Raw genomic sequence first — 24,708 nt, forward strand, 5'->3', positions numbered from 1 at the left:
TTGCTACACTCCTTTTTCGGACAAAGCGTAATTTTGCAGCCACGACTCAATTGGTGCAGGCAGCTCCGGCGCCCCTTGAATGGCCTGAACCATCACACTCAGCGTGCGTGCATTCGTTACGATCGTTTTACGTTCAATTAATGCTTTCTGACGACTCTCTTTTCCTGTTTTATGCCCGATCTCCGGAATACTGATTAATGCTGAAGCATCCTCTGAGTAAATCCATTCATCAAACGGCGTCTGCTGTGGAAACACTAATGTGTAACCCAGGCCTTCAAGCTTGTCCAGGGATGGTTTTGCTTTTTCATATTCCCCGTCAGCAATTTCGCAGTAGACACTTCCGGTTTTTTTGAATAGAAGAGGTATTTGCGTTTCCGACCAGGCAAATGCTTTCTGAAAGGCTCCGGAAAGATCTTTTGATATGCCAATCAGCTCCCCGGTGGATTTCATCTCTGCTTCGAGCACCGGGTCAAGTCCGCTTAATTTATCGTTGGAAAAGACCGGGGCCTTCACTGTGTAATAGCCCGGCTCTTCGTGGAGCCCTTTCTCATTTGTCCATGTTTTAAGTGAATGGCCGAGCAGCAGGTGCACCGCTCCTTCAATCACTTTTTCGCCGGTGATTTTGGCAAAGACCGGTACCGTGCGCGATGCTCTTGGATTTATTTCAATCACATACAATTCGCCGGCGTCGTAGACGAATTGGATATTAAAGATACCGTGAAAATCCATGCCTTCCGCAATTTTCTGCGTATAGTCCACCAGAAGCTGTTTAATCTCTGCACTGATACTGAATGGTGGAGTTACAGCCATGGAGTCGCCTGAATGAACACCTGCTTCCTCTACGTGTTCAAATATACCGGGTATCCATATGTCTTTGCCGTCTGTTAATACATCCACCTCAAGCTCTGTGCCCGGCTTATAGGAGTCGATTAATATTGGATATTCAATATCATTGGCTGGATCTTCGATATATTCCACCAGCTCTTCTTCTTTGGTCGCAATCGCCATCCCGCGGCCGCCGATGACGTAGGAAGGTCTGAGAAGCACCGGATAGCCGATTTCTTCCGCCTGCTTCAGCGTTTCCTCTCTGCTGTGGCCGGAGACGCCCGGAATATGAGGAACGTTCACATGCTGCATAAACTGGTAGAAGCGGTCCCGGTCCTCGAGCTGATCAATAATATCGGACGTTGTGCCGAGCACTTCCATTCCTGCTTGTTCAAGTGATTCAGTCAGCGCGATCCCCGTCTGGCCGCCAAGCTGTACGATTACTTTCGTTACGTGCTCTTCTCTGGCTACGTGAAGCACATCCTCAGGTGTGAGCGGCTCAAAGTACAAATGATCCGCCATTTCAAAGTCAGTGCTCACCGTTTCAGGATTGTTATTTACAATTACCGCTTCGTAGCCGGCTTCTTTCAACGCGCGCGCTCCGTGCACCGAGCAGTAATCAAATTCAATGCCCTGTCCGATCCGGATCGGGCCGGAACCGACGACCAGCACTTTATTTTCGACCGGTTCGACCTCGCGGTCGCTTTCCTTGTACCAGCTGGAATAGTAGTACGGTGTTTCTGCGGTAAATTCCGCTGCGCACGTATCCACCATATGATATGAAGGGAACATATTTAACTGCTCACGCAGCTCAAGTATTTCTCCGATTTTTATTCCGGACAGGGCGTGCAGCTGTTCATCCGTAAAACCAGCCTTTTTCCATATCAGCAGCTGCTCTTCGCTCCACTCTTCCCAGGAAAGCTCTGCAATATCTTTTTCTTTTTGAATAAGGGCAGAAAAGGTCCGAAGGAAAAAATACTGAATACCGGTTTTTTCATGAATTGTTTCCATATCCCCGCCGCGGCGAAGCCATTCCATAATGTAAAAGAATCGCTTATCGTTCTGCTGCAGGATTTCGTCTAAAATATCTTCATCAGCCGTTTCTTTGCATTCCGGCAAAGCAAGCCCGTCAAGTTTGATTTCAAGCGACCTTACCGCTTTCTGCAGAGCCGCCTCCAGATTTCTTTCAATGGCCATGACTTCCCCTGTCGCCTTCATCTGCGTGCCAAGGGTGCGGTCTGCGTAGGAAAACTTGTCAAACGGCCAGCGTGGAAACTTCACTACAACATAGTCAAGTGCCGGTTCAAAGCTTGCATACGTATGCCCGGTAACCGGATTCAACAGTTCATGCAGGTGATACCCGATGCTGATTTTGGCTGCCATGCGGGCAATCGGATATCCGGTTGCTTTAGAAGCAAGCGCGGAAGAACGGCTCACTCTCGGGTTTACTTCGATCAAATAGTACTGCTTGCTGACCGGGTCGAGCGCAAACTGGATATTGCATCCGCCCACAATCCCAAGTGCCCGGATAACCTTTAACGAGGAGCTCCGAAGCATCTGGTACTCTACGTCCGTCAGGGTCTGGGATGGGGCCACCACGATGGAGTCTCCGGTATGAACGCCTACAGGGTCGATGTTTTCCATGTTGCACACGGTGATGCACGTGTCATTGGCATCCCGCATCACTTCGTACTCAATTTCTTTAAACCCGGCTATGCTCTTTTCTACCAGGCACTGATGAATCGGGCTTGCCTCCAGCCCGCCTTCGATAATATAACGAAGCTCTTTTTCATTCTGGGCAATGCCGCCCCCGCCTCCACCGAGTGTGTACGCCGGGCGAACGATAATCGGATATCCGGTTTTCTCCGCAAACGCGAGTGCTTCTTCTTTTTTTTCAACTACCTCACTTTCAGGCACCGGTTCGTTTAGTTCGTGCATGAGCGCACGGAATGCTTCTCTGTCTTCTCCCTGCCGGATGGATTCGATCGGCGTACCGAGAAGCTTCACCCCATGCTTTTCGAGCGTCTGCTGTTCGGAAAATGCAAGCGCGAGGTTTAAGCCAGTCTGTCCGCCAAGGGTGGCAAGCACTCCGTCCGGATGCTCCTGTTCAATGATCCGCTCCACTGTTTCTACGGTAAGCGGCTCAAAATATACTTTATCGGCACAGGTATTATCTGTCATTACAGTTGCCGGGTTGTTATTCAGCAGGATTACTTCAATATTTTCTTCTCTAAGCGCCAGGCATGCCTGGGTGCCTGAATAATCAAATTCCGCAGCCTGCCCAATGATGATAGGGCCGGAGCCGATCACCAATACTTTATTTATTTCTTTATCTCTAGGCATAGGTGGCTTCTCTCCCTTTATTCTCTATCGTTTCGAGAAATTCATCAAAAATTTCTTCGCTGTCTGCCGGACCCGGATGGGCTTCCGGGTGAAACTGAGCTGTCATGATTGGAAACTTCGTATGCATCATGCCCTCTACCGAACCGTCATTGACATTTTTGTACTTTATCCGGAACGACTCTTTTGAAAGAGACGCATCCGTGACAACATAGCTGTGGTTTTGAGAGCTCATAAATACTTTGTTCGTTTCCAGGTCCTGTACCGGCTGATTGGCACCGCGGTGACCGAAACGAAGTTTTTCTGTGTTTCCGCCAAACGCAAGCGCGAGGAGCTGGTGCCCCAGGCAGATGCCCAAAGTCGGGTAGGTTTCGGCAAGCTCCTTATAAGTGCTCAAGTACTGTTCAAGCTGCTTCGGGTTGCCGGGACCGTTGGAAAACAGCAGGCCATCAGGCGCCAGAGCTTTAATGGCTTCCTGCGTCGTATCGTAAGGCACAATCGTAACCTTGCATCCTTTTTTGTTCAGCTGATCCACCATCGACTGTTTGTAACCAAAGTCCATTAATACTACGTGCCGGTCTCCGCTGCCGATCGTTATCTGTTTATCCACCGTTACAGTATCAATCACATCGCGCTCTCCGAGCGGCTCGTATTCTCCGACATTCACAGACTCTGGATCCCCGGTCATTACTGCTCCCATATCGCCTTTTTCCCGGATATTTTTGACCAGTGCCCGCGTGTCCACGTTTTCCATAACGGGAATTCCGGCTGCAAGCGCTGCCTCTGCCAGCGTCTGGTCTCCTTCATAGTGACCCGATGTAGCGCAGGTTTCGCTGACAATGATACCTGCCGGCTGCGGCTGTGTACTTTCATTATCTGTTGGATTCACACCGTAATTTCCGATTAGCGGATAAGTAAAAACAACTATCTGTCCGTGAAAGGAAGGGTCTGTCATCACTTCCTGGTAGCCGGTCATTCCTGTGAAAAATACAATTTCTCCATACGTATCCGGAAAGGCTTGCTGCCAGCTGCCTTCAAATATTTCGCCTGTTTCCAATTTTATATAACTTTTCATCTACAAACCCTCCTGGTACGTTTTTTATTTTTCAAGCACTTCTGTTAGTGCTGCTGCGGCTTTTTCCAAGTCATTGTGCGAAATTGTCAGCGGCGGCAGAAGTCTCAGCGTGTTAGGTCCTGCAGCAATCAGCAGAAATCCTTTTTTCTGCATGGCGAGCACGTAAGGTGCCGCGCTGTCGGTAAGCTCTATGCCGATCATAAGTCCTGGGCCGCGTATTTCTTTCACCACGGGCAGGGAGAAGATTTTTTCTTCAAGAAGCTTCGTGAAAAAGTTTCCCTTTTCTGCTGCCATCTTCGGGGCGTTGATACTCATAAGCTTCTGGAGCGTCCCTTCTACAGCAGCCATAGCCAGCGGATTTCCGCCAAATGTGGAGCCGTGCGAACCGGGTCCGAAGGCTTCCTGTAAATATCCTTTGCCGATCATCGCTCCTACCGGAAATCCGTTACCAAGAGCCTTTGCCGTTGTTACAATATCAGGATCCACGCCTGCCTGCTCATAGGCAAACATCGTGCCGGTTCGTCCCAGGCCAGTCTGTACTTCGTCTACTATCAGCAGCGCTCCGTGCTGCCTGGCAACCTCCGCGGCTTTTTGAATAAATGCCGGGTCTCCCGGAATGACACCGCCCTCTCCCTGCACCGGCTCAAGCATAATTGCCGCGGTGTTTTCATCCACAGCCTTCTCCAGTGCATTCACATCGTTATACGGTAAATATTCAAAGTCTTCGAGCATGCGGCCGAAGCCTTGATGAATGGCATCCTGGCCGGTTGCTGCCATGCTTCCGTATGTCCGCCCGTGAAAAGACTGGACAAAGCTTTGGATTTTCGTACGCCCGGTATATTTTCTCGCGCACTTTATAGCTGCTTCATTTGCCTCCGTCCCGCTGTTTGCAAAAAATACAAGATCTAAGCCTGTAAGCTTCGTCAAAAGCTCTGCAGCACGCTCCTGCTGTTCATATTGAAAAAAATTGGAACCGTGCCATCCAGCGTGCAGCTGTTTCTCTACATGCTTTATCACATCGGGATCACCGTGGCCAAGGTTGACAACGCTAATGCCAGCCATTAAGTCCGTGTATTCTTCACCCTCCTTATCCGTTACGGTACAGCCTTCCGCATGCGAAAAAGTGAGTTCCCATCTTTTATACGTTTCGAATAGATGTGATTTCTGTTCTGTCTGCTGCATGGTTCTCCTCCTTTCAAGTCAGGGACGGAGCCTGGACCTGTTCTCTTATGATTGCTGTTCCCTTCAGCTTTCCTTCTGCTTCGTCTGTATGTCCGTCCGCACCAGCAATAACGACCTTTTCTAAATCCCCGGTCAGGCTTGCTGCTGCCGCCTGGACTTTCGGTATCATTCCGCCGTAAATTTCTCCATCGTGAATGTGCTGCTCGAGCTTTTCTACATGAATATAGTCAGCTTTGCTTCCGTCAATAAGCACACCTTCAACATCTGTAATAAACAGAAGCTCTTTTGCGCCTACTGCCTGTGCGACAGCCGAGGCAGCCGCATCAGCATTCACATTTAATTTTTTTCCGTTTTTATCCGCTGCAATAGGAGCGATCACCGGAACGAATCCGCTTTCCAGCATAGAGTGTATGCAGGAGGTATTAACGTTTACGACGTTGCCGACGAGCCCGAGATTCTGATCCTCCACCTGTTCTGCTTCCAGAAGCCCTCCGTCAATACCGGACATGCCAAAAGCCGGAGCACCGGCGGACTGAAGGGAGGAAACGAGGCATTTATTCACTTTTCCGGAGAGAATCATTTCTGCTACTTCAAGCACCTCGGGCGTTGTTTTTCGCAGCCCGTTTACGAACTCACACTCAATCTGCATCTGTTCAAGCATACGGTTGATTTCAGGGCCTCCCCCATGCACAAGCACCGGATTCATGCCTTTTTCTTTCATCGCAGCTATACTTTTGAAAAACTCAGCTGTTAGTTTGTTCACCGTGGAACCGCCGCATTTGACTACAGTGATGCTGTTCATGCTCTTCTCCTCCTTCTTTCCCTACGTCCGGTATCCGGCGTTAATTCTTACATAATCATACGTCAGGTCGCATCCCCATGCTTTGCCGCTTCCATTGCCCACGTGGAGGTTCACCGTTATCTCCACCGTGTCATTTTCCAGATACGCTTTTGCATCCTCTTCGGAAAAATGCACTGGAGTGCTTGCTTTCAAGGTATCTACCGGCCCTACGGATATATCCACCGTATCCGGATCAAGCTCTACTTCACTGTAACCGAGAGCGACAATCACCCGTCCCCAGTTGGCGTCTGTGCCGTATACAGCGGTTTTCACCAGGTCTGATCCGACAATCTGCTTGGCTGCCTGGCCGGCTTCTTCATCTGTAGCAGCACCTTCGACCTTCACTTCGATCAGCTTGGTGGCCCCTTCCCCGTCTCTCGCGATCTTTTTCGAAAGGGATTCACATGTCTCCTTCAATCCCGTAACGAACGCGTTCCAATCAGGATGACCGGGGTGCAGCGGGCTGTTTTCCGCCTTGCCGCTCGCCATGACGACTACCATGTCATTCGTTGAGGTATCGCCGTCAATCGTAATCCGGTTAAACGTTTTGTTCGTTATTTCTGAAAGCGCCGTCTGCAGATGAGCGGGCTCAATGGCAGCGTCCGTCGTTACAAATCCTAGCATTGTAGCCATTTTTGGATGTATCATTCCGGAGCCTTTCGCTACGCCTCCGATAAACACTGCTTTATTGTCCACCCATGTCTGAAAGCATGCGTGCTTTCCAGCAACATCTGTCGTCATGATTGCTTCATTAAAATCCTGCGCCCGTTCGAATCCGGTTTCCGGCTCGAGGTGGGCAATGCCTTCATTTATTTTCTCCATCGGCATCGCTTCGCCGATCACACCGGTAGAAGTGACCGCTACCTGATGTTCCGGCAGACCGAATTTTTCGGCACTGTTTTTTCTCATGGTATAGGCATCCTCGAGCCCCTGTCTTCCTGTACATGAATTGGCGTTCCCGCTATTGACGACGATTGCCCGAAGCTTTCCCTCTTTGGCAATGCTTTCTTTCGTCACCTGCAGCGGTGCTGCCTGGATTTTATTCAACGTATATACAGCGGCACTCGACGCTGGCACGTCACAAATAATAGCTCCGAGATCTTTTCTTTTTCTTTTGACCTTTGTATGAATACCCGCTGCGGAGAAACCGGCAGGACTTAAAATGCTTCCTCCCGATACTTCTATTACCTGCTCTGCTGTCGATGCCTCTACCATGATTTTTCTTCCTTTCTTATGGATAAACCGGAAGCTGAGAAATTCCTTCCTTCTCATCTGCTCCCAGCATCACATTCATATTTTGTATCGCCTGCCCCGAGGCGCCTTTAACTAAGTTATCAATTACTGAAACCACCGTCAGCCGGTTGGTACGCTCGTCCACTGTCCAGCCGATATCGCAAAAATTACTTCCATATACTTCTTTAGTTGCTGGAAATGCTTTTTCTCCCCGTATTCTAACGAAAGGCTCCTTGTCATATGCCTGATGAAGCAGTTCTTCAATATGACCGCTTTTCGTCCCTTCGGTAAGCGGCAGATACATAGTAGCTAAAATCCCCCTCGTCATCGGCACCAGGTGAGGGCTGAACGTAACGGGGTGATTTCCACCTGTATGCATGTCCAGTGCCTGTTCGATCTCTGGTGTGTGCTTATGCTCATTCACTTTATAAATTTTAAAATTTCCATCCATTTCACTGAAATGAGTGACCGCTGATGGCGTCCGACCCGCTCCTGTAGTGCCTGTTTTTGCATCAATGATGATATTCGAAGGATCAATCACGTCCTTATCCACCAACGGCAGAAGGCCAAGAAGCACTGCTGTCGGATAGCATCCCGGATTTGACAATAGAGAAGCTTCTGCCACTTCATTTCTGTTCCATTCCGTCAAACCATAGACGGCTTCCTGAAGCAGGGATTCCGGTGCGCTTTGACGCTGGTACCACTGTTCGTAAGTTCCTGCGTTCTTCAGCCGGAGATCCCCGGACAAATCAATCACCCTCGTGTGTGCTGCAATAGCTTCGCTCCATTCCGCTGATATACCGGGCGGCGTGGAAAGAAATACAACATCATATGCTGACCAGTCAGCTGCCTCAAGCGGCTTCAGAATTTCATTATATAAATCTTTCATATGCGGATACATATCAGAAAGCTTCGTATTTTGCTTCGAGGAGGAGTAAACATCTATTTGTTCAACGCCGCGATGCTGGGCCAGCATGCGTATTAACTCCACTCCTCCGTAGCCAGTTGCTCCAATAATAGCTGTATTCATAAAGTTGCACCTCTATTTATCTTTATACAATATGTTCTGGTGATTATTATAAGTCTGAATATATATTAATGCAACTGTATTTTTATTTTTTCTTCATATTTTTTTCATTTCCGTCATAAGCTGAGTTTATTAAGCTTTTTCTAATTGTTCAGCCTTTTTCCGGGGAATATAGTTTATGTATGAAAATGTACAATTGATGTATAAATGAGTAGAATGCTTTCATCTTTTTTATCACGTGGCAGGTATTCCTTTTCTTTTCTTTTTGCTTTTGTTCCAGTAAAATAAAGAGCGGATCGTGAAAGACGCTGTTTCTATACAGTCGTACAGACGCATTTATATTTCCACCAGGAAAGAAGAGGTTTTTATGAAAAAACATTTGATAGCTCTTGATCTAGACGGGACGCTTTTAAAAGATGATAAAACAATTTCCACAAAGACCTGGAAAGTAATACAGCAGGCTAAACAAGCCGGGCATACAATAGCTATCGCTACCGGCAGACCATACCGCGCCAGTAAAATGTACTACCAGCAGCTCGGCCTTTGCACGCCTATCGTTAATTTCAACGGAGCCTATGTTCATCATCCGGCCGATCGCTCTTTCCGCTCCTTCCATGAACCGCTTGACCTGGATCTTGCCAGGACAGTGATTGAGACCTGCCGCAAGCTAAATGTCCAAAACATGCTTGCTGAAGTTCTCGATGATGTGTACATGGATGAGCATGATGAATCCTTTATTGATCTTCTGGCTTTCCAGGGACCGGTAACCGGAGCCGGAAGACTTGAAAGAGTGCTTCCGAACCCTCCTACTTCCCTGCTCGTGTATCCACAGGAAGGGACAGCAGAACGCCTGCAGGATCTGCTCTCATCCAGTGAAGCCAAGGGCATGCATCAGCGCTCGTGGGGAGAGCCTCACCATATGATTGAAATAATAAAAAAGGGAAATCACAAAGCAAACGGCCTCGAAAAAGTTGCTGCCTATGCGGGGCTCTCAATGGAGGATGTAATTGCTTTCGGTGATGAGGATAATGATCTGGAAATGCTTGAAGCCGCCGGGACCGGGCTTGCCATGGGAAATGCGAGTACAGCCACAAAATCAGCGGCCAATGAAGTCATTGGTTCAAATGAAGAAGACGGCATCGCCCATTATTTAGAAGAGCGGTTAAAGCTTTCCGCGGACGACACAGTGCTTTTTAAAAATTAAACGCGTGATTTTAAATAAGGATGTGTTCAACGATGCAGGTGTATAAAGTACCTACAGATACCGAACAGTATGTGAGAAATCAAATAGCAGATCTGCTTATGGGGCAGATGGATTCCATCGGCATGAAGGATGCTTACCGGTTTCTGCAGCGGGCTATCGATCTTTCTCTTGATTCCGACTCCACCGCCCATATTTTTGTAGCTGAAACGGAGGAACAGATTGTCGGAGCTGCTTTTTTAAATATTGGCATCAGTCTTGAAAAGGGAGGGTATTATGTCTGGCTGAATGATCTCTACGTGGATCAGCAGTACCGGAACCGGGGTATTGCCAAGAAGCTTCTGTTAAAAATTATTTACTGGGCAGAGCATAATGACATCAAAGGCATTGAATTGGAAACCGGAGTGAACAACGCAGCCACAAAAGCATTGTATAATTCCCTCGGCTTTTACGACGTTATTTCCAAGCGTTACGGCTTCCGTTTTTAAGTTCTGTCTTCCCTTTAAGGGGGAAGGCTTTTTTTATTGCCGGTAAGCGGTATAAAAAAGCATAAGAACGCCTTTGACTTTTTCCGAAGCGGTATTAATATAGGCGTGAGAGTGATCCGCCCGGAAACGCAGCGCGTCCCCCGGTTTCATTAATTGTTTACTTTCCTCTTTCGTCTGTACCTCCATCTGCCCTTCGTGCACAAAAATGTATTCCTCTACTCCGAATGGGTGGGCAGAAGAATAATGGCTTCCCCCAGGAGCCAGCACAAATTCATACCATTCGACTGGAGCCTGTTCGTGTTTGGAAAAAATATTCCGGACTGCATAGCCGTTCTCCCCTTCGAGCCAGGCAGCTTTATCAGCGGAAACAAATTCAATGTCCGGCCGCTGCTGCTTCAGAAATGCGGAAAACCCTACACCCATCCCTTCTGCAATCTTCCACATCGTCGTAATCGTCGGATTCGATGCCCCGCGCTCAATCTGTCCAAGCATCGGTTTGCTTACTCCTGTTGCTTCAGACAGTCTATCCAGACTCCACCCACGCTCATGGCGAAGCTGCCGTAATGTTTTGCCGATTTCTTTCCCGATTGATTCTTTCATTTTTTCACCTCTGTTGTATAATATAACATACAAATGTAAAATATGATTAAATAGAGAGGAGGTCCTTATGAGTAATACAGCTGCATTAGAACACTCCTGGGCCAACGGCCTTACGCAGGGTCTTCCTATCGCCGCCGGTTATGTACCTGCTGCTTTGGGGTTTGGTCTGCTTGGTGCCAACAGCGGTCTGTCCATATTTGAAACAGCACTTATGAGTATTATCATTTTTTCCGGTGCCGCCCAGTATATGGCTATTGGGCTGATTACTGCCGGGGCTGGTTTATACAGTATTTGGATTTCCACGTTTCTCATAAATATCCGGCATTTATTAATGAGCGCTTCTGCCAAACAATCTCTTTTCTCAGACTCTAAATGGAAACAGGCGGTTTTAGCATTTGGATTAACAGACGAAGTCTTTGCGTTGATCTCTTCCAGAAGGAATAAAACGACCGTATTTTTCGGGATTGGGGTCTTTTTGGCAGCATATATCAGCTGGGTTGCTTTTTCATGTGCCGGATATTATTTTGGCGCCTTCTTTCCCGGTTATCTGCAGATCAGCATGGATTTTGCTTTATATGCCCTGTTTGCCGCACTATTGTTTCCCGCAATTTTAAAATACCGGATGGCCCTTTACACCGCTGGCTTAAGCGCAGCTATCAACACGTTTCTTGGGATCTGGCTTTCTTCAGGATGGGCTATTCCAGCTGCAATGACAGCCTCAGTCATTATTGTCGTATATGTCAGTTCCTTTGAGCAGAAAAAGAGGGATCGGCCATGAACATGCTTCTTTTAATCATTGGAATGGGCGTTATTACATATGTAACGAGAGTGGTCCCTTTCTTTTCATTAAATATTAACCGGCTGCCCGTTTCCGTGCAGCAGGCACTCCAGCTCATTCCGTATGCAGCGCTCGGAGCTCTTCTGCTTCCGGGAGCCCTGCGTTCCCCTCCTGATGCTTGGTTCGGCATGCTCGGTCTCTGCATTGCCTTTTTGATCGCTTTTATAGGCGGAAGGTTCACTGCTATCATTTGCGGTACTATCGGTCTGCTTTCTCTTGCTGCTTTTTTTATTTATTGATACTAAAAAGCAGGAGCTTTGCCAGCTCCTGCTCTTACGGGGTGTCGGACGTTTCCAGAGCCGGGGTATCCAGATTTTCAGCAAGGATCCGGAATTCTGCCTGATACGACTTTTCAGGATCGAGAAGGTCTGCATCAAGCTCTCCGTCCCACCTTCGTATGTTTCCGGCATTGATCTCCACAGATTTCTCCGCCTGCGTGAACACCTTTCCCTCCGAATAAATATAAACTGGTTCGGATACGCCCTCTTCTTTAATAATAACTTCTATTTCCTGGCCATCCGGGAAATCCAGCTTCATTTCTCCGCTGCCCGTATTTTCAAATTCCAAATGCCAGGCGTTGCTTTCAGTGTCCAGAGTGCCGGCAAGCTCCCAATCATTTTTTGTCATTGAAGCTTCCTGACTTCCGGCGGAAGGCTCTTGAGCAGTCTGTTCGCTGCCGCACGCAGCGGCAGGGAGCATACAGAAACATACCAGTACTGCAGCTAACCACTTTTTTACGGCCATCTCTCTCACTTCCCGACTTTTATTTTGATTAGTCGTCTTTACGGAACAGCCCGAACACCGTTGTCGTATTAATAATGTTTGTGAATGCCTCTGGATCTGCTTCCTGCACCACCTGCTGAAGCGTGTACATTTCGTACCGTGTAATCACTGTCATTAATATTTCTTTTTCGCTTGCATCAAATCCTCCCCGGGCAGGAATCCGTGTGATCCCCCTTGTCAGATTTTGATGAATGGCATCCCGCATCTCGTCTGGGTTTTTCGTTACGATTAAAGCTGTAAGCTTTACGTGTCGTGTGTGAATAGTATCTATGACCCTTGATCCGACATACAGTGTTACCAGAGTGTATAAAGAGCTTTCCCAGTTGTACAGAAAGCCGGCTGCTATAACGATGACCCCGTTCAGCAGCATGAAATACGTACCGACCGGACGATCTCCCATACGTGCCAGCACCAGGGCCACAATATCCAGGCCGCCCGCAGAAGCCCCCCACTTCAAGGCTACGGCAGCTCCTGCAGCTGTAATTGCCCCGCCAAAGACACTGTTTAATAAAATGTCTCCCGAAAGTTCCGTAATAGGTATAAGATCAAGAAAAAACGTTGTCAGCGCTACGTGCAAAAAGCTGTAGAACGTAAACAGCCGTCCTACTTTAAACCAGCCGAGCATAGCAATCGGTATATTGATCAGAAACAAAAGTACGCCGGTGGAAAGCGGAAGAAAGCCTGCAATAATCTGCGCAATCCCCGTAGCTCCACTCGCAAATACATTTGCCGGCTCCAAAAACAAGTTCAGGCCGACTGCCATAATCAAAGCCCCGAATACGATAACCAGGACACGTATGACTTCCGATACGATAGATGAATGGCTTGTAAGCATAGTTGTCCTCCTTTCTACTGCACGTTTACTTTAAATACGGGAGGCGGCCCATTCTGAGGCTGCGATCATCCCTTCTCTCGTTACTTTATGACCCGCTTCCTGCTGCAGATAATAGGCCTGCCCCGCTGAAGTTCTATCCGGAAGACGTTCATAAAAGCGATACGATAATTCATAAGGGACAACGTCATCTTCTTTTCCATGCCAAAAAAAGATAGGTTTTGCTTCCACTTTAGCGGGATCAAGGGAAAGATCATACGTGGCCAGTTTGTCTAACAAATCCTGCTCCTCACGTGCCGAGAGCTCCCAGTCAGACGTTTTCTTTAATGAACGTATCTGTTCTTCAGCCATTGCTTTCCAGGATGGCGACCCCATCATGATCATGCCTCCCTGAATCCACTCGAAGGACTTGAGCGCTCCGCATGAAATGATTCCTCCCATAGAAGTACCGGAAACATACACCCGGCCGCTGTCAATCCATTCATATGTAGTCATTTCATTCAGCAGAGCTTCAGTTTCCTCCACCGCCTGCATGACAATATCCCAAAAGGCATAGGTTCTACTGCCGGCGTCCATATCGCCTTCACGTTCTCCGTGATGAAGAGCATCCGGAAGCACTACCCGCAGCCCTCTTTCTGCCAAATAATAGGCGAAGGAAAGATTCTGCTCTTTACTGCTGCCAAGGCCATGCCAGAATAAAACCGTCGGCTGCGGATGATGTTTATCTGCCTGTTTAGAAATATGCAGGCTGGGAATATCTGCGATCGTTTGCTTTTCGATAGTAATCATGCCAGTCCATCCTTTACAGCCGTTATAGTAGTACACTCTGAATATTGTACCCCAGTAAAGCAATTATTGAAAAGACCGAAGCCTTCCATTTCCTTCAATCATCTTTAGTAACATAAAAAGACAGCTGCGTGCATTAAGCACTTCGACAGCTGTCTTTCCGTTGCCTATTTTTCATCTTTTTCCTTTGCTGTCCGGAGGGGTTCTTCCTCTTTTTCCTCTGCTTCTTCGTAATGAAGGACAGAGTATTGAGCACCTTCAGAAACCATTTTGTTGTCTTCAAAATCCTGAGGGTTCGGGTTACCTACAGTTTCATTCAATTCTTTATCTTCTTCTTCTTTCGTTTTGCCGCCTACTTTAGCCGCTGTTCGTTTTGATACATCTTTCACCTGCGCTCTTGTTTCTCCGTCTTTAAGGAAATAAACGGCTGCGCCAACAATCAGTGTTGTCAATACGGTCCATAAAATACTATTTTTCTGCATACATACGCCTCCTGTCTCAATCAACTGTATTCAATACTCTTTTTTGCTATTTCCCAAATCAATTAATACTAAACCCTTCATCTTTATAGAAAAGAAGACGCATTCAGCTTTTTCAGTGAGAATTATGATAGCTGTTATATTAAAAAAGCTGCAGAAATTACTCTGCAGCTTTCTTCGCGATTATTTTTTATATAAATCGTTTACGTCCTTTAACGGATTTTCCATGCCGGAATTCGTTTCTTCATCCCAGGCGAGCATCCCACCGGCAAAATTATAAACATTTTCAATGCCATTGTCCTGAAAATACTGGGCCGTATGCTGGCTTCTTGAACCGCTTCGGCAGATAAACACGTATGATTCATCTTTTTTAAACTGATCGATCACTTCAGGGACCTGATTCATCGGAAGAAGAGGCACACCCGGTATATGACGTTCTTCATATTCGCCCGGCTCTCTTATATCAATCATGATCGGTGTTTTTTTACCGTTATTATATTGTTCTTTCAGTTCGTCTACATCCAACTGGCGGATTCCTTCTAAATCGTAAGCCAATGTCGTTCATCCTTTCTATTTTAGCTTTCTGGTTCATTCTATCACCCTGGCGCCAATTCGTTAAAAGTCTTATACCTTAGAATAATGCGTGTCTGATACAATAATGTAAGAATAGGAGGCGGTCAGCTTGCAAAATGATATTATTTCGCTATTTCCAGAAGCAGTGCCCCAGGAGCAATGGAAGGAAATCATCCAGCCGGAACAACACCTTTATTACAGGCTTCCGGATGGTGCACAATTGGCTATTCCCATTCATTCACTCTCGATCCGGGAAAAGCAGCTGCTCGAAACTGTGCTCACGCCCGTATCCCCCGGGAGCCGGGAAGACTCTCCCTGGGCGGCCTATCTTCAGGCAAAAAGTGATACGCTTCCTGAGCATATCCCCAGTCCGTTTCGTTTTTTATTTCTTGAAGGCTCCAGCCTTTACCGCTGGAAAAATGATATCTACGATACTCTTCTTGAATATTACCAGCGCTCTGTCATTCTTACCGTCCTCGGGGATGAAAAGCTTCTTGCTGTTATCCCGGATGATGACTCAGACGAGGAGGAAGTATTCGAGGCTCAGGAATTATCAACCCTGCTGATGGGAGACACGATGGTTGATGCTTCTGTTTATTGCGGAAGAAAGGTCTACCGCAGTGAAAATATTCGTTTAATTTATCAGCAGGAACAGGAGATGTTTTCATTTCTTCAGGAGCAGCAGCCTTCCAGACGCTCTTTTGCCCCATTTGAAGCGCTGCCCTGCATTCATATGGTTGAAAGTACCCGGTTCTCTAAAAAAGAACTTTTCCATTATGCTCTAAGCGGTCTCGAACAGGATGAAGAATTAATGCACACTCTTTATACTTTCTTCCTCGAAAACTTAAACAGCAGCGCCACCGCCAAAAGGCTCCACCTGCACAGGAATACGCTGAAATACCGCCTCGACAAAGTGACAGACCGGCTTGGCATCGACGTCAAACAGTTTCTGCACGCTGCCCCGCTCTTTTTACTTCTTCAGGCGCAGTATGGTTCGGGTATTGCATAGGCTATAATTTTTTTACTTTATTGGAGAGCGTACCAATCGCCTTCACATGAACGTCTACAGCATCCCCGTCCTTTAAATACTTAGGAGGATTGAACCCCGAGCCGACACCAGCCGGTGTACCCGTGGCAATAACATCACCCGGGCGGAGCGTCATACCCCTGGATAACTGTTCGATCAGCTCTTCAATATTAAAGATAAGATCCGACATACTGCCCGACTGTCTTTTTTCTCCATTTACGTAAGTTTCGAGCTTCCAGTCTGACGGCTGTCCGGAGGGGCCGACGGTAACATACGGGCCGATTGGACCATACGTGTCCCCGCTTTTTCCAAGGAAGAACTGCTGGTGCCGCTTTTGTACGTCCCGGGCAGTGATATCGTTGAACAAGGTGTACCCAAATACATAATCCATTGCATTTTCTTTTGAAATCTGCCGTCCCGCTTTTCCAATGACGACAGCTATTTCCCCTTCATAATCCAGAGCTTCTGTGAAAGATTCGTCCAACTCTATCATTTCGCCGTGTGCGATTAATGACGAAGAAGATTTTGTAAACACCAGCGGTGCCTCCGGAGCATTTTGTGCCCCCATTTCAGCAGCGTGATCAGCGTAATTTTTTCCGATGCAGATAATGTTCTGCCCTTCCCGGTTAACCGGCGGGAGCACGTTTACACTTTCGGCAGCATGTGTCTTGAATTGGTGACGGCTTTCTGTATAGTCCTTCCACCGCTCTACAAGCAGTGCTTTTCCGTTAACGGTTTCTTCGAGCCATTTTCTCAAATCCCCGTCTTCGCCAATTTCTAAATCAACATACACATCAAATTCTTCATCGTACCCGGCAAGAAAAGAATGGCCGTTTTGTTCTACTGCTGCGATCCGCATGATTATTTTCCTCCTTGAACACTATTCTGTATGCTCAGCTTCAATCGTTACTCCGTCAAGCTCAAGGCTCTCCCCGTTCAGCAGACGGCTTTCGGCCTCCTGGGCGGGTGCCCGCCATTCCTGCTCGTATGCTTCTTCAAACTCTACGCGGGAATGGTTAAAAAACAGGCCATTTCCAGCTATATAAGGCTCGTACGATTCCAGAAATGCCTCTTCATCAGTTACCTGGACACGGACGAGAACATCACTGCCCTCCCACTGGTCGTTTTTATAATATCCAAAAGCATACACGTTATCGAGTACCGCGTAAGAACCCAGGGGAATAATTGCTTTTGTTTCCTGAGCTTCTTCAAGGCTGTCTGAGGTTATTAATTGTTCCCCCGGCTGCAGGCGGTCGGCAAAGCTGAAGCTCAAATAAAAAAATAATCCCACCATAAAAACAGCCAGTAACGGGGAGAGCAGCCGCTCTATCCGCTTTGACCGGTTAGCGCCAGCCCGGTGCAGCGCATACGCTGTCACTCCTCCTATTACTAGTGTAACAATGGCGCAGATGACATAAAAAACCCAGGGAGTTATTGTCCAAATCATTGTCTAATCCTTTCTTTGTACCTTCGTTAAAAATTCCTTTCCTATCGTACCATATCCTCCCTTCCCATCAGAAACAGAAGCTTTTCCCTTCAATCATATATACGGGTTTAGTTCTATATGAAAGCGGTAATACAAACTTAAATACCTCAGGGGGGATCGTTGATGAATAAACTGCATACCTCACTGGCTGTCTGGGCGCTCTTTTTGTTTGTTATGGCTTTTGTCCTCCCCTTTACGACAAACGGCGGCAGTACTCTGGCTGATTTAATGCACAGCTATACGATCTATGGCTTTTTTTCCCTCGTACCAATTATTGTTTACGGCACTATTCTTTCGATCTGTTCAGACTGGATCACCAACCTTTTCTTCAGGCGCATCCCCGAAGTCTCCCTCGTTCTGCACATGATTGGCGGAGCTTTTGTTTATGTTTTTTCCCAGCACTGGAACATCGCACTCATGGGCATTTTCGCTGCTGTTCTGTTTTTTACGCTCGACCAGCTGTTCGTCCTCTGGCACCAACGGTTTTCCTTTATGGCAAACGTTCCTTTTGTTCTCAGCTTCAGCAGTGTCCTTCTGATGTTTATCGGTGCTTCTTTTTCCTGAACAGATACAAATATGCTCCGGGGCTTCTCAGTCCCGGAGCATATTATTTATGAAGGGTTCACCCGGAAAAGAGGCTGCCCGTATTCTACTAACTCTCCGTCTTCTACTAAGATCTCTGCTATTTCTCCAGTGACCTCTGCTTCAAGCTCGTTCATTAACTTCATTGCCTCTACGATGCAGACGATGGTGTTCGGCTTAATCGCCGCTCCTTTTTCCACATAAGCTCCTGCTTCCGGTGAAGGTGAGCGGTAAAACGTGCCTACCATCGGTGATGTAATTTCATAATAATTGGACTCCGCTTCCTTTTCCCTGTTGTCTTCCGGCGTTTCTTCCTTTTTCATTTCAGACTGCTGCGGCGCGGGCTGGGCTGCTGGCTGCGGCGCCGGCTGGACGCTCTGCTGTGCCACAGGACGCATCGCTGCTTCTTTACGTATAGTAACCTTTTCTTTCATATCGTTGCGGATCTCGAGCTCTCCAACGGAGGACTCGTCCACTGCCTGAATGAGCTCTTTGATTTCTTCAATGGAATACATTAGGGTTCTCTCCTCTCAAAAATAAACACTTACACATGCGTTGAATTCAAGAAAAAACGCTGGTACTTTTGCTGTTTTCTGGCTTCTTCGGTAAGGACCGCATTCATCACGAGATCGCCAAATATGTTCGCGATATCCTGAAGTGAGTACAGGCCGCTTGATTTGTACCACTTGTATGTCCAGTTCATCATTCCAAATATCGCCATCGACGTAATTGGTACTGGGAGCTCCTTTCGGAACTCTCCTTCTTCAATACCGTTTTCGACCAATTGAAACATCGTGTTCTTGTATTCATCCCGTTTGGCTTCGAGCCGCTTGAAATAATCTGAAGACAAGTGCTTTCCTTCCTGATAAAACACTGTTACATGCGGACGGTACACTTCAAACATACGGACAAACGAGCGTATTACCTCATATAACCGCTCGGCCGGTGTGTCATATCTGGACTGCACTTCGTCTGCCTTTGTAAGCACATAGGTAATGAATGATTCATGAATAGTGTACAAAAGTTCTTCTTTGGACGTGAAATTGTGATAAAAACCGCCTTTGGATGTATGGCTTTGTTTCACAATGCGATCGACGGTGACCGCATGGAAGCCAAATTCTTCAAACAGCTCCAACGCTGCATCCGTAATCCGCTTTTTTGTCGATCTGGTCGCCATCGATCCTTCCGCCTTCCTATATGCTAGACACTGCTTTCTTCTTCCATAATAGAATGGGTGTCCAAAAAGTTTGTAGTAAAGTTTCCGGAAATAAAATCTTCATGGTTTAAAAGCTTCAAGTGAAACGGGATCGTCGTATCCACTCCGTCTACGACGAATTCAAGCAGCGCCCGCTTCATCCGGGCGATCACTTCTTCCCTGTTTTTCCCGCGGACGATCAGCTTGGCTACCATTGAATCGTAGTAGGGAGAAATTTTGAACCCTGTATACATCGCACTGTCCACCCGTACACCCAATCCGCCTGGAGGCAGATAAAGTTCAAGTTTCCCAGGAGAAGGCCTGAAATTTTTTGCCGGACTTTCTGCATTGATTCTGCATTCCATCGCCCATCCCTCAATTTCAATTTCATCCTGCTTCACCTGCAGTTCATGGCCGGCTGCTGCATAAATTTGTTCTTTGATTAAATCAACACCGGTCACTTCCTCTGTCACGGGGTGCTCCACTTGAATTCTCGTATTCATCTCCATAAAATAAAACTTTTTATGGGCATCCAAAAGGAATTCCACTGTGCCCGCTCCGCAGTAATCAACTGCTTTTGCAGCCTGAACGGCGGCTTCCCCCATTGCTTTTCTCGTTTCTTCATCGAGAGCAGGTGAAGGCGCTTCTTCTACAAGCTTTTGGTGGCGTCTTTGGATCGAACAGTCTCTTTCTCCTAAATGGATAACGTTTCCATGACTGTCTGCCATAACCTGAATTTCAATATGCCTTGGCTCCACAACCAGCTTCTCCATGTAAACTCCGGCGTCACCAAAGGAGCTCTCTGCTTCCTGACGAGCCATCTGGATGCATTTGTCCAGGTCTTCAGCGGCATGAGCTGCCCGCATTCCTTTTCCGCCGCCGCCGGCAGTAGCCTTGATCATCACTGGATAACCGATCTCTTCTGCAAGTGCATGAACATCCGTATTTTCATCGAGCAATCCATTGCTTCCTGGTACAACCGGTACTCCTGCATCCCTCATTGTTTCTCTTGCCACGTCCTTCGTTCCCATCCGGCGGATAGCTTCCGGAGAAGGGCCGATAAACGTAATATCGTGGTCTGCACAGATTTCGGCAAATTCAGCGTTCTCTGCTAAAAAACCGTATCCCGGGTGGATCGCTTCAGCTCCTGTTTTTAAAGCAGTGGAAATTAAATTAGTCATTTTTAAGTAGCTTTCTGAGGAAGCATACGGTCCCACACAGTAAGCTTCGTCTGCCATGTGGACATGGAGGGCATCCTTATCCGCTTCAGAATATACGGCTACAGTTTCAATCCCAAGCTCCCGGCAGGCTCTTATAATGCGAACTGCGATCTCGCCGCGGTTGGCTATTAATATTCGTTTAAACATACTTCGTGCCTCTCTTTCTGTAAACAACCAGCGGCTGATTTCCGGCCCCGCTGACGATCTATCTCGAAAACCCTTGATATGTAAGGATTTTTCATAATTATACTACCCTTCATTTTATTCCTTTTGTCAATTCTTCTCAACAATTTTTTTAAAACTTTTCTTTTCTTTCCTTTAAGCATACATAATTCCCGTCGTTTTGTCTGGTATAATGTATGCTTAAAGAGAAAAGGAGCGGGTTCTTTTGACCAACACTATTACTGCGTATGTTGAAGATGAATATTCTGTTTTAGCCGATGTTATCATGTGCGAGCCCAGGCATATGGCTATTAAAGAAGTAATAAATGAAATGCAGAAGCAGCACGCTTCCGCCAATATCGATATAGAAAAAGCAGTGTTTCAGCATAAACAGCTTACAGCTGTCATTCAGGAATTCGGCGCTTCTGTACATTTTCTGCCTGCCTCCGCTTCTCTCCCCGAACAGGTCTTCACCCGGGACATTGGGTTTGTGATTGATGATCAATTGTTTTTATCAAATATGGGTACTTCTATTCGTTCGGCAGAAACCACGGCTTTAGCGGACTGGTATGAACAGCGTTACGGCCCGTGTACACATTTAAAAAGCGGCACCATCGAAGGCGGGGACGTTATGCTTTCAGAGAAGCTTCTTTTTGTCGGGCAAAGCTCCCGGACATCTAAAGAAGGCCTGGACGAACTTCAGAAAGCGTGTCCTGATAAGCAGATTATACCGGTACATTTCGATAACCGCCATCTGCATCTGGACTGTATATTTAATATTTTGGACAGTGCTACTGCTATTGCCTATGAAGCAGCCTTTGACACGGAGAGTCTGGAAGCAGTCAAGCAGTATTTTAATATTATTTCTGTACCTGAGGAGGAACAGAGCCGGCTGGGGACTAATGTATTCTCTCTCGGGCGCCGCCATGTCATCTCACTGCCGGAAAATATGCATGTTAACAAACAATTACGGGAATACGGTTTTATAGTTCATGAAGTGTCCTACGATGAAATTATAAAATCCGGGGGCTCTTTCAGGTGTACTACTCTCCCTTTGAGGCGGGAGAGAAAAAATCATCAATAAGGAAAGGAACGTGGAACAATGATCATGTCTGCAGAAGAAATTCAAAACGAGCTTAGCAATCTGCCAAAATGGAATAATGACGGGGACAAGGCCATTGTACGGGAGTATAAATTCTCTAATTATCTGGATGGTATTGAGTTTGTTAAAGAGGTGGCAGCGCATGCAGAAAATGTGCAGCACCATCCCAAAATTACCATTGATCATACCCAGATTACTATTTCTTTTACCACTGTAGACCAGGGCGGCGTCACCGAAAAAGATTTCAACGCTGCGAAGGAAGTAGAACGACTAGCCGAAGACGTCCAGTAACTCGCGGATTTTCTTTTCAATAATTTGTATATAGACAGCTGCCGGGTGAAATTCCGGCAGCTGTCTTTTTGTAAGACTAAAGTCACAAATAATACATATCTTTATACAGCCTTTTGTGTCATTATATATGTAACAGAGATACTTATATAATAATGAGCAGTCAATCAGCTGCGGAGGAGTTGATAAGAAATGAGAATAGGATCTTACGGCAAGGCTCATGCTCTTATCAGCATCGCCGTTTTTCTCGCAGTCATGGCTTTTATTTTTTACCCGATGCTGATGGCGGACGCCGATAGCTTTGACCGGCACAACGCCCTTGAGGATGTTGGACAGGTCCAGGCAGCTGTTGAACAGGATATTACTTCCATGCACGCTTTAAATGAAGACTGGGCCACCTGGGACGATTCTTTTCAGTTTATGACAGACCAGCATGAAGAGTACATACATACAAATCTGCAGAATGATACATTTATTAACAACGGCGTAAACATCATTCTGTTCGTTAATAAAGAGCTTGAAGCCGTCTACGAAAAAAAAGTGGATCTGCACAGCCAGGAAGAAGGAGATATAAGCCGTTCGCTCCTCTCTGGAGTACAGAAAGAATTGCAGAAGTCCGGGGAAGAGCGGACTTTTCTGACTGGAAGCGGCTCTGGCGCCCATTATTTTTCTATTCAGCATATTCTGCCGAGCGACGGGACTGGAGACTTTAATGGTTATTTAGTTATGGGAAAAACAGTTGACGACAGATATATAGATACTGTGGGTGACTTGTTCTCCTTCCCGATCACTCTGCGGCCAGGAAATGGACCGTCCGGTACGGCCATTACTTCTGAAGATGCGGACACTATCGAAGGCACCTGGACAGCTGAAAACGCAGATGGCCGTTCTGCTTTCCAGCTGGGGGTAATGAAAGACCGGATATACTCCTCCGAACTTTCCGATACCGTGAATACAATGGTTTTTTTCATGCTTGCTCTGCTGCTCGCCTATTTCGCACTGACATACTCGCAGTTTAAATTCCTTGTAGAAAGACCGATTACTTCTTTATCAGAGCAGTTGAAGCATATTCGTCTCCATCATCTGCTTTCCCACAGGGTTTCTTTAAAACACCGGCCGGCCAGGGAATTAAAAGAGCTGGAGGAATCTATGAACAATATGCTTGAGCGTTCGGAATACGCTCACCTTGAAGTTACACATATGGCATATACAGACCACCTCACCTCTCTGCATAACCGTCATTATGTGCAGGAAGCTTTTCCAGGGTTTCTTGAAAACCATAAAAATAACACATTCGTTCTATTTTTTGACCTTGATGGGTTTAAACGAGTTAACGACAGCTGGGGGCACAGGGCAGGTGATGAATTAATCCGACAGGCTGCCGCCAGGTTAAACAGCATGTTTACCGGTCCTGATTCAATCACCGCCCGCCTCGGGGGAGACGAATTTGTTGTAGTTACAGCAGCCGAAAGCAGAGAACACCTCGCTGGCTTACTCGAAGAGGCCGTGACTTTTCTTAATAAACAATACTATTTTGACGATAAAGCTACGTTTATTTCAGCCAGTGCCGGGGTGAGCTCTTTTCCTGACGATGGGGAAAACTTTGACATTCTTTTAAAGCATGCCGACACCGCTATGTACGAGGCTAAAAAGAATAAAGACAGCAGAATTGTCTTTTATGATGAGTTGTCTCTTAATGATGATTATCAATTTTCTCTGGCAATAAGAAACGACATTATGTTTGCTCTCGAAAAAGAAGAATTCTATCTGGAATTCCAACCGATTATGGAGCCGGAATGCGAGAATGTGGACGGGGCTGAAGCTCTTCTTCGCTGGAAACATCCGGTTTACGGAAGCATTTCCCCCGCCACGTTCATACCGCTTTTAGAAGAAACAGGAGATATTCACAAAGTCGGCTCGTGGGTGATTCATTCTTCGCTTAAGGAAGCCCAAAAGTGGAGAGACTCCGGCTTCCCTTCCATCAAATTGTCTTTTAATGTGTCTAAAATACAGATTCAATCGCTTGATTATCTTATGGACTCCCTTGATAGCGCGCTGGCAGAAACAGGCTTTCCGCCTCATCTTCTGCGGGCGGAAATTACAGAGGACAATATCGATTATGATCCTCAAATGACTATTGATTTTATTACACAGCTGCAGCAGCGCGGAGTGAAAGTTGCGCTCGATGATTTTGGGGTGGGAAGCTCTTCACTGCATTCCCTCCGCGACCTTCCTATCAATCTGGTAAAGCTCGACCGCAGCTTTGTACGCCATATTCCTTCCACGACCTTTGATACAACGCTTTTAACTGGCATTTACCGCCTCATTGAAGAGCTTGATCTCGATGTCGTTACGGAAGGAGTGGAAAATGCCGCGCAGTTGGAATTTGTGCAGCAGTACAGCACCTCTTACGTCCAGGGATATTATTTCAGCCGGCCGGTGCCTTCAGTAGAGCTGATTGCTTTCATGAAAGAAAAAAATAAAAAGGATCCCTCCTTTATACATTGAAAAGAGCAGCTGCCTAATATACAGCTGCTCCCTCT

The 24,708-nt window shown here is 46.8% G+C and carries 26 protein-coding genes; 9 read left to right on the forward strand and 17 right to left on the reverse strand.

The genetic code is table 11. The annotated features are described in order from the left end of the window. Positions 1-3 precede the first annotated feature (3 nt). The 6 genes from ACTRXF_RS11555 to argC are packed head-to-tail and all read right to left on the reverse strand — an operon-like array spanning position 4 to position 8,526. Complete coding sequence (locus ACTRXF_RS11555) at positions 4-3,168, reverse strand: carbamoyl phosphate synthase large subunit (protein ID WP_474279196.1); 3,165 nt, start codon at positions 3,166-3,168, stop codon at positions 4-6. Further along, the gene (locus tag ACTRXF_RS11560) at positions 3,161-4,240 is read right to left on the reverse strand and encodes a carbamoyl phosphate synthase small subunit (RefSeq protein ID WP_474279198.1); all 1,080 of its coding nucleotides are present in this window, start codon (positions 4,238-4,240) and stop codon (positions 3,161-3,163) included. Before ACTRXF_RS11560 ends, ACTRXF_RS11555 begins: the two co-directional genes overlap by 8 nt. A 24-nt stretch (positions 4,241-4,264) precedes the next feature. Further along, entirely contained in the window at positions 4,265-5,422 is a 1,158-nt protein-coding gene (locus ACTRXF_RS11565; RefSeq protein ID WP_474279200.1) for an acetylornithine transaminase, read from the reverse strand. A gap of 13 nt (positions 5,423-5,435) precedes the next feature. Then, positions 5,436-6,224 (reverse strand): acetylglutamate kinase, encoded by a 789-nt coding sequence (gene argB, locus ACTRXF_RS11570; RefSeq protein ID WP_474262026.1) that lies wholly within the window; start codon positions 6,222-6,224, stop codon positions 5,436-5,438. 21 nt (positions 6,225-6,245) lie between these two features. Continuing rightward, positions 6,246-7,478 carry a bifunctional glutamate N-acetyltransferase/amino-acid acetyltransferase ArgJ gene (argJ, locus tag ACTRXF_RS11575; RefSeq protein WP_474279202.1) on the reverse strand — a complete coding sequence of 411 codons (1,233 nt, stop codon included), beginning with the start codon at positions 7,476-7,478 and terminating at the stop codon, positions 6,246-6,248. 16 nt (positions 7,479-7,494) lie between these two features. Next, complete coding sequence (argC, locus tag ACTRXF_RS11580) at positions 7,495-8,526, reverse strand: N-acetyl-gamma-glutamyl-phosphate reductase (protein ID WP_474279204.1); 1,032 nt, start codon at positions 8,524-8,526, stop codon at positions 7,495-7,497. Positions 8,527-8,890: 364 nt separating this feature from the next. Here argC and ACTRXF_RS11585 point away from each other — a divergent pair, with 364 nt between their 5' ends. Then, positions 8,891-9,727 carry a Cof-type HAD-IIB family hydrolase gene (locus tag ACTRXF_RS11585; RefSeq protein WP_474279206.1) on the forward strand — a complete coding sequence of 279 codons (837 nt, stop codon included), beginning with the start codon at positions 8,891-8,893 and terminating at the stop codon, positions 9,725-9,727. 32 nt (positions 9,728-9,759) lie between these two features. Then, positions 9,760-10,212 (forward strand): GNAT family N-acetyltransferase, encoded by a 453-nt coding sequence (locus ACTRXF_RS11590; RefSeq protein ID WP_022793227.1) that lies wholly within the window; start codon positions 9,760-9,762, stop codon positions 10,210-10,212. A 33-nt stretch (positions 10,213-10,245) separates the two neighbouring features. Here ACTRXF_RS11590 and ACTRXF_RS11595 read toward each other — a convergent pair whose 3' ends face one another. Then, positions 10,246-10,812, reverse strand: a complete 567-nt coding sequence (locus tag ACTRXF_RS11595; RefSeq protein WP_474279208.1) for a helix-turn-helix domain-containing protein — start codon at positions 10,810-10,812, stop codon at positions 10,246-10,248. A 67-nt stretch (positions 10,813-10,879) separates the two neighbouring features. Between ACTRXF_RS11595 and ACTRXF_RS11600 the strand changes: the two genes are divergently transcribed. Both ACTRXF_RS11600 and ACTRXF_RS11605 read left to right on the forward strand, forming a co-directional pair. Then, positions 10,880-11,590 carry an AzlC family ABC transporter permease gene (locus tag ACTRXF_RS11600; protein WP_474279210.1) on the forward strand — a complete coding sequence of 237 codons (711 nt, stop codon included), beginning with the start codon at positions 10,880-10,882 and terminating at the stop codon, positions 11,588-11,590. After that, positions 11,587-11,889, forward strand: a complete 303-nt coding sequence (locus tag ACTRXF_RS11605) for an AzlD domain-containing protein (protein ID WP_462865454.1) — start codon at positions 11,587-11,589, stop codon at positions 11,887-11,889. The genes ACTRXF_RS11600 and ACTRXF_RS11605 overlap by 4 nt, the downstream gene beginning before the upstream one ends. A gap of 34 nt (positions 11,890-11,923) precedes the next feature. Here ACTRXF_RS11605 and ACTRXF_RS11610 read toward each other — a convergent pair whose 3' ends face one another. From ACTRXF_RS11610 to ACTRXF_RS11630, 5 genes are all read right to left on the reverse strand, one after another. After that, positions 11,924-12,394, reverse strand: coding sequence for a BsuPI-related putative proteinase inhibitor (locus tag ACTRXF_RS11610; RefSeq protein WP_474279212.1), 471 nt, complete (start codon positions 12,392-12,394; stop codon positions 11,924-11,926). A gap of 28 nt (positions 12,395-12,422) precedes the next feature. Next, positions 12,423-13,268 carry a YitT family protein gene (locus ACTRXF_RS11615; protein WP_322526440.1) on the reverse strand — a complete coding sequence of 282 codons (846 nt, stop codon included), beginning with the start codon at positions 13,266-13,268 and terminating at the stop codon, positions 12,423-12,425. A 30-nt stretch (positions 13,269-13,298) separates the two neighbouring features. Next, positions 13,299-14,054 (reverse strand): alpha/beta fold hydrolase, encoded by a 756-nt coding sequence (locus ACTRXF_RS11620; RefSeq protein WP_474279214.1) that lies wholly within the window; start codon positions 14,052-14,054, stop codon positions 13,299-13,301. 164 nt (positions 14,055-14,218) lie between these two features. Further along, the gene (locus tag ACTRXF_RS11625; RefSeq protein WP_474279216.1) at positions 14,219-14,533 is read right to left on the reverse strand and encodes a hypothetical protein; all 315 of its coding nucleotides are present in this window, start codon (positions 14,531-14,533) and stop codon (positions 14,219-14,221) included. A 180-nt stretch (positions 14,534-14,713) separates the two neighbouring features. Further along, entirely contained in the window at positions 14,714-15,085 is a 372-nt protein-coding gene (locus ACTRXF_RS11630; RefSeq protein ID WP_474262017.1) for a rhodanese-like domain-containing protein, read from the reverse strand. Positions 15,086-15,212: 127 nt separating this feature from the next. Here ACTRXF_RS11630 and ACTRXF_RS11635 point away from each other — a divergent pair, with 127 nt between their 5' ends. Continuing rightward, the gene (locus ACTRXF_RS11635) at positions 15,213-16,112 is read left to right on the forward strand and encodes a PucR family transcriptional regulator (protein ID WP_474262016.1); all 900 of its coding nucleotides are present in this window, start codon (positions 15,213-15,215) and stop codon (positions 16,110-16,112) included. A gap of 1 nt (position 16,113) precedes the next feature. Here the strand turns inward: ACTRXF_RS11635 and ACTRXF_RS11640 are convergent, their stop codons facing one another. After that, complete coding sequence (locus ACTRXF_RS11640) at positions 16,114-16,989, reverse strand: fumarylacetoacetate hydrolase family protein (protein ID WP_474279218.1); 876 nt, start codon at positions 16,987-16,989, stop codon at positions 16,114-16,116. A gap of 21 nt (positions 16,990-17,010) precedes the next feature. Beyond that, positions 17,011-17,577 (reverse strand): hypothetical protein, encoded by a 567-nt coding sequence (locus ACTRXF_RS11645; protein ID WP_474262014.1) that lies wholly within the window; start codon positions 17,575-17,577, stop codon positions 17,011-17,013. Between the two features lie 162 nt (positions 17,578-17,739). On the opposite strand from ACTRXF_RS11645, the gene ACTRXF_RS11650 reads away from it, so the two are divergent. Next, positions 17,740-18,180 (forward strand): hypothetical protein, encoded by a 441-nt coding sequence (locus ACTRXF_RS11650; RefSeq protein ID WP_474262013.1) that lies wholly within the window; start codon positions 17,740-17,742, stop codon positions 18,178-18,180. Positions 18,181-18,227: 47 nt separating this feature from the next. Here ACTRXF_RS11650 and accB read toward each other — a convergent pair whose 3' ends face one another. The 3 genes from accB to accC are packed head-to-tail and all read right to left on the reverse strand — an operon-like array spanning position 18,228 to position 20,760. After that, positions 18,228-18,713 carry an acetyl-CoA carboxylase biotin carboxyl carrier protein gene (gene accB, locus ACTRXF_RS11655; RefSeq protein WP_474262012.1) on the reverse strand — a complete coding sequence of 162 codons (486 nt, stop codon included), beginning with the start codon at positions 18,711-18,713 and terminating at the stop codon, positions 18,228-18,230. Positions 18,714-18,742: 29 nt separating this feature from the next. Then, entirely contained in the window at positions 18,743-19,375 is a 633-nt protein-coding gene (locus ACTRXF_RS11660; RefSeq protein WP_474262011.1) for a TetR/AcrR family transcriptional regulator, read from the reverse strand. 23 nt (positions 19,376-19,398) lie between these two features. Further along, entirely contained in the window at positions 19,399-20,760 is a 1,362-nt protein-coding gene (gene accC / locus ACTRXF_RS11665; protein WP_474262010.1) for an acetyl-CoA carboxylase biotin carboxylase subunit, read from the reverse strand. Positions 20,761-21,001: 241 nt separating this feature from the next. Between accC and ACTRXF_RS11670 the strand changes: the two genes are divergently transcribed. The 3 genes from ACTRXF_RS11670 to ACTRXF_RS11680 all read left to right on the forward strand — a co-directional run bounded on the left by ACTRXF_RS11670 (position 21,002) and on the right by ACTRXF_RS11680 (position 24,673). Next, entirely contained in the window at positions 21,002-21,859 is an 858-nt protein-coding gene (locus ACTRXF_RS11670) for a dimethylarginine dimethylaminohydrolase family protein (protein WP_474279220.1), read from the forward strand. 18 nt (positions 21,860-21,877) lie between these two features. Further along, positions 21,878-22,168, forward strand: a complete 291-nt coding sequence (locus ACTRXF_RS11675) for a 4a-hydroxytetrahydrobiopterin dehydratase (protein ID WP_474262008.1) — start codon at positions 21,878-21,880, stop codon at positions 22,166-22,168. A gap of 189 nt (positions 22,169-22,357) precedes the next feature. Then, complete coding sequence (locus ACTRXF_RS11680) at positions 22,358-24,673, forward strand: bifunctional diguanylate cyclase/phosphodiesterase (RefSeq protein ID WP_474279222.1); 2,316 nt, start codon at positions 22,358-22,360, stop codon at positions 24,671-24,673. Positions 24,674-24,708 lie beyond the last annotated feature (35 nt).

Source organism: Marinococcus sp. LNHM3E3-2.2, from assembly GCF_056034385.1.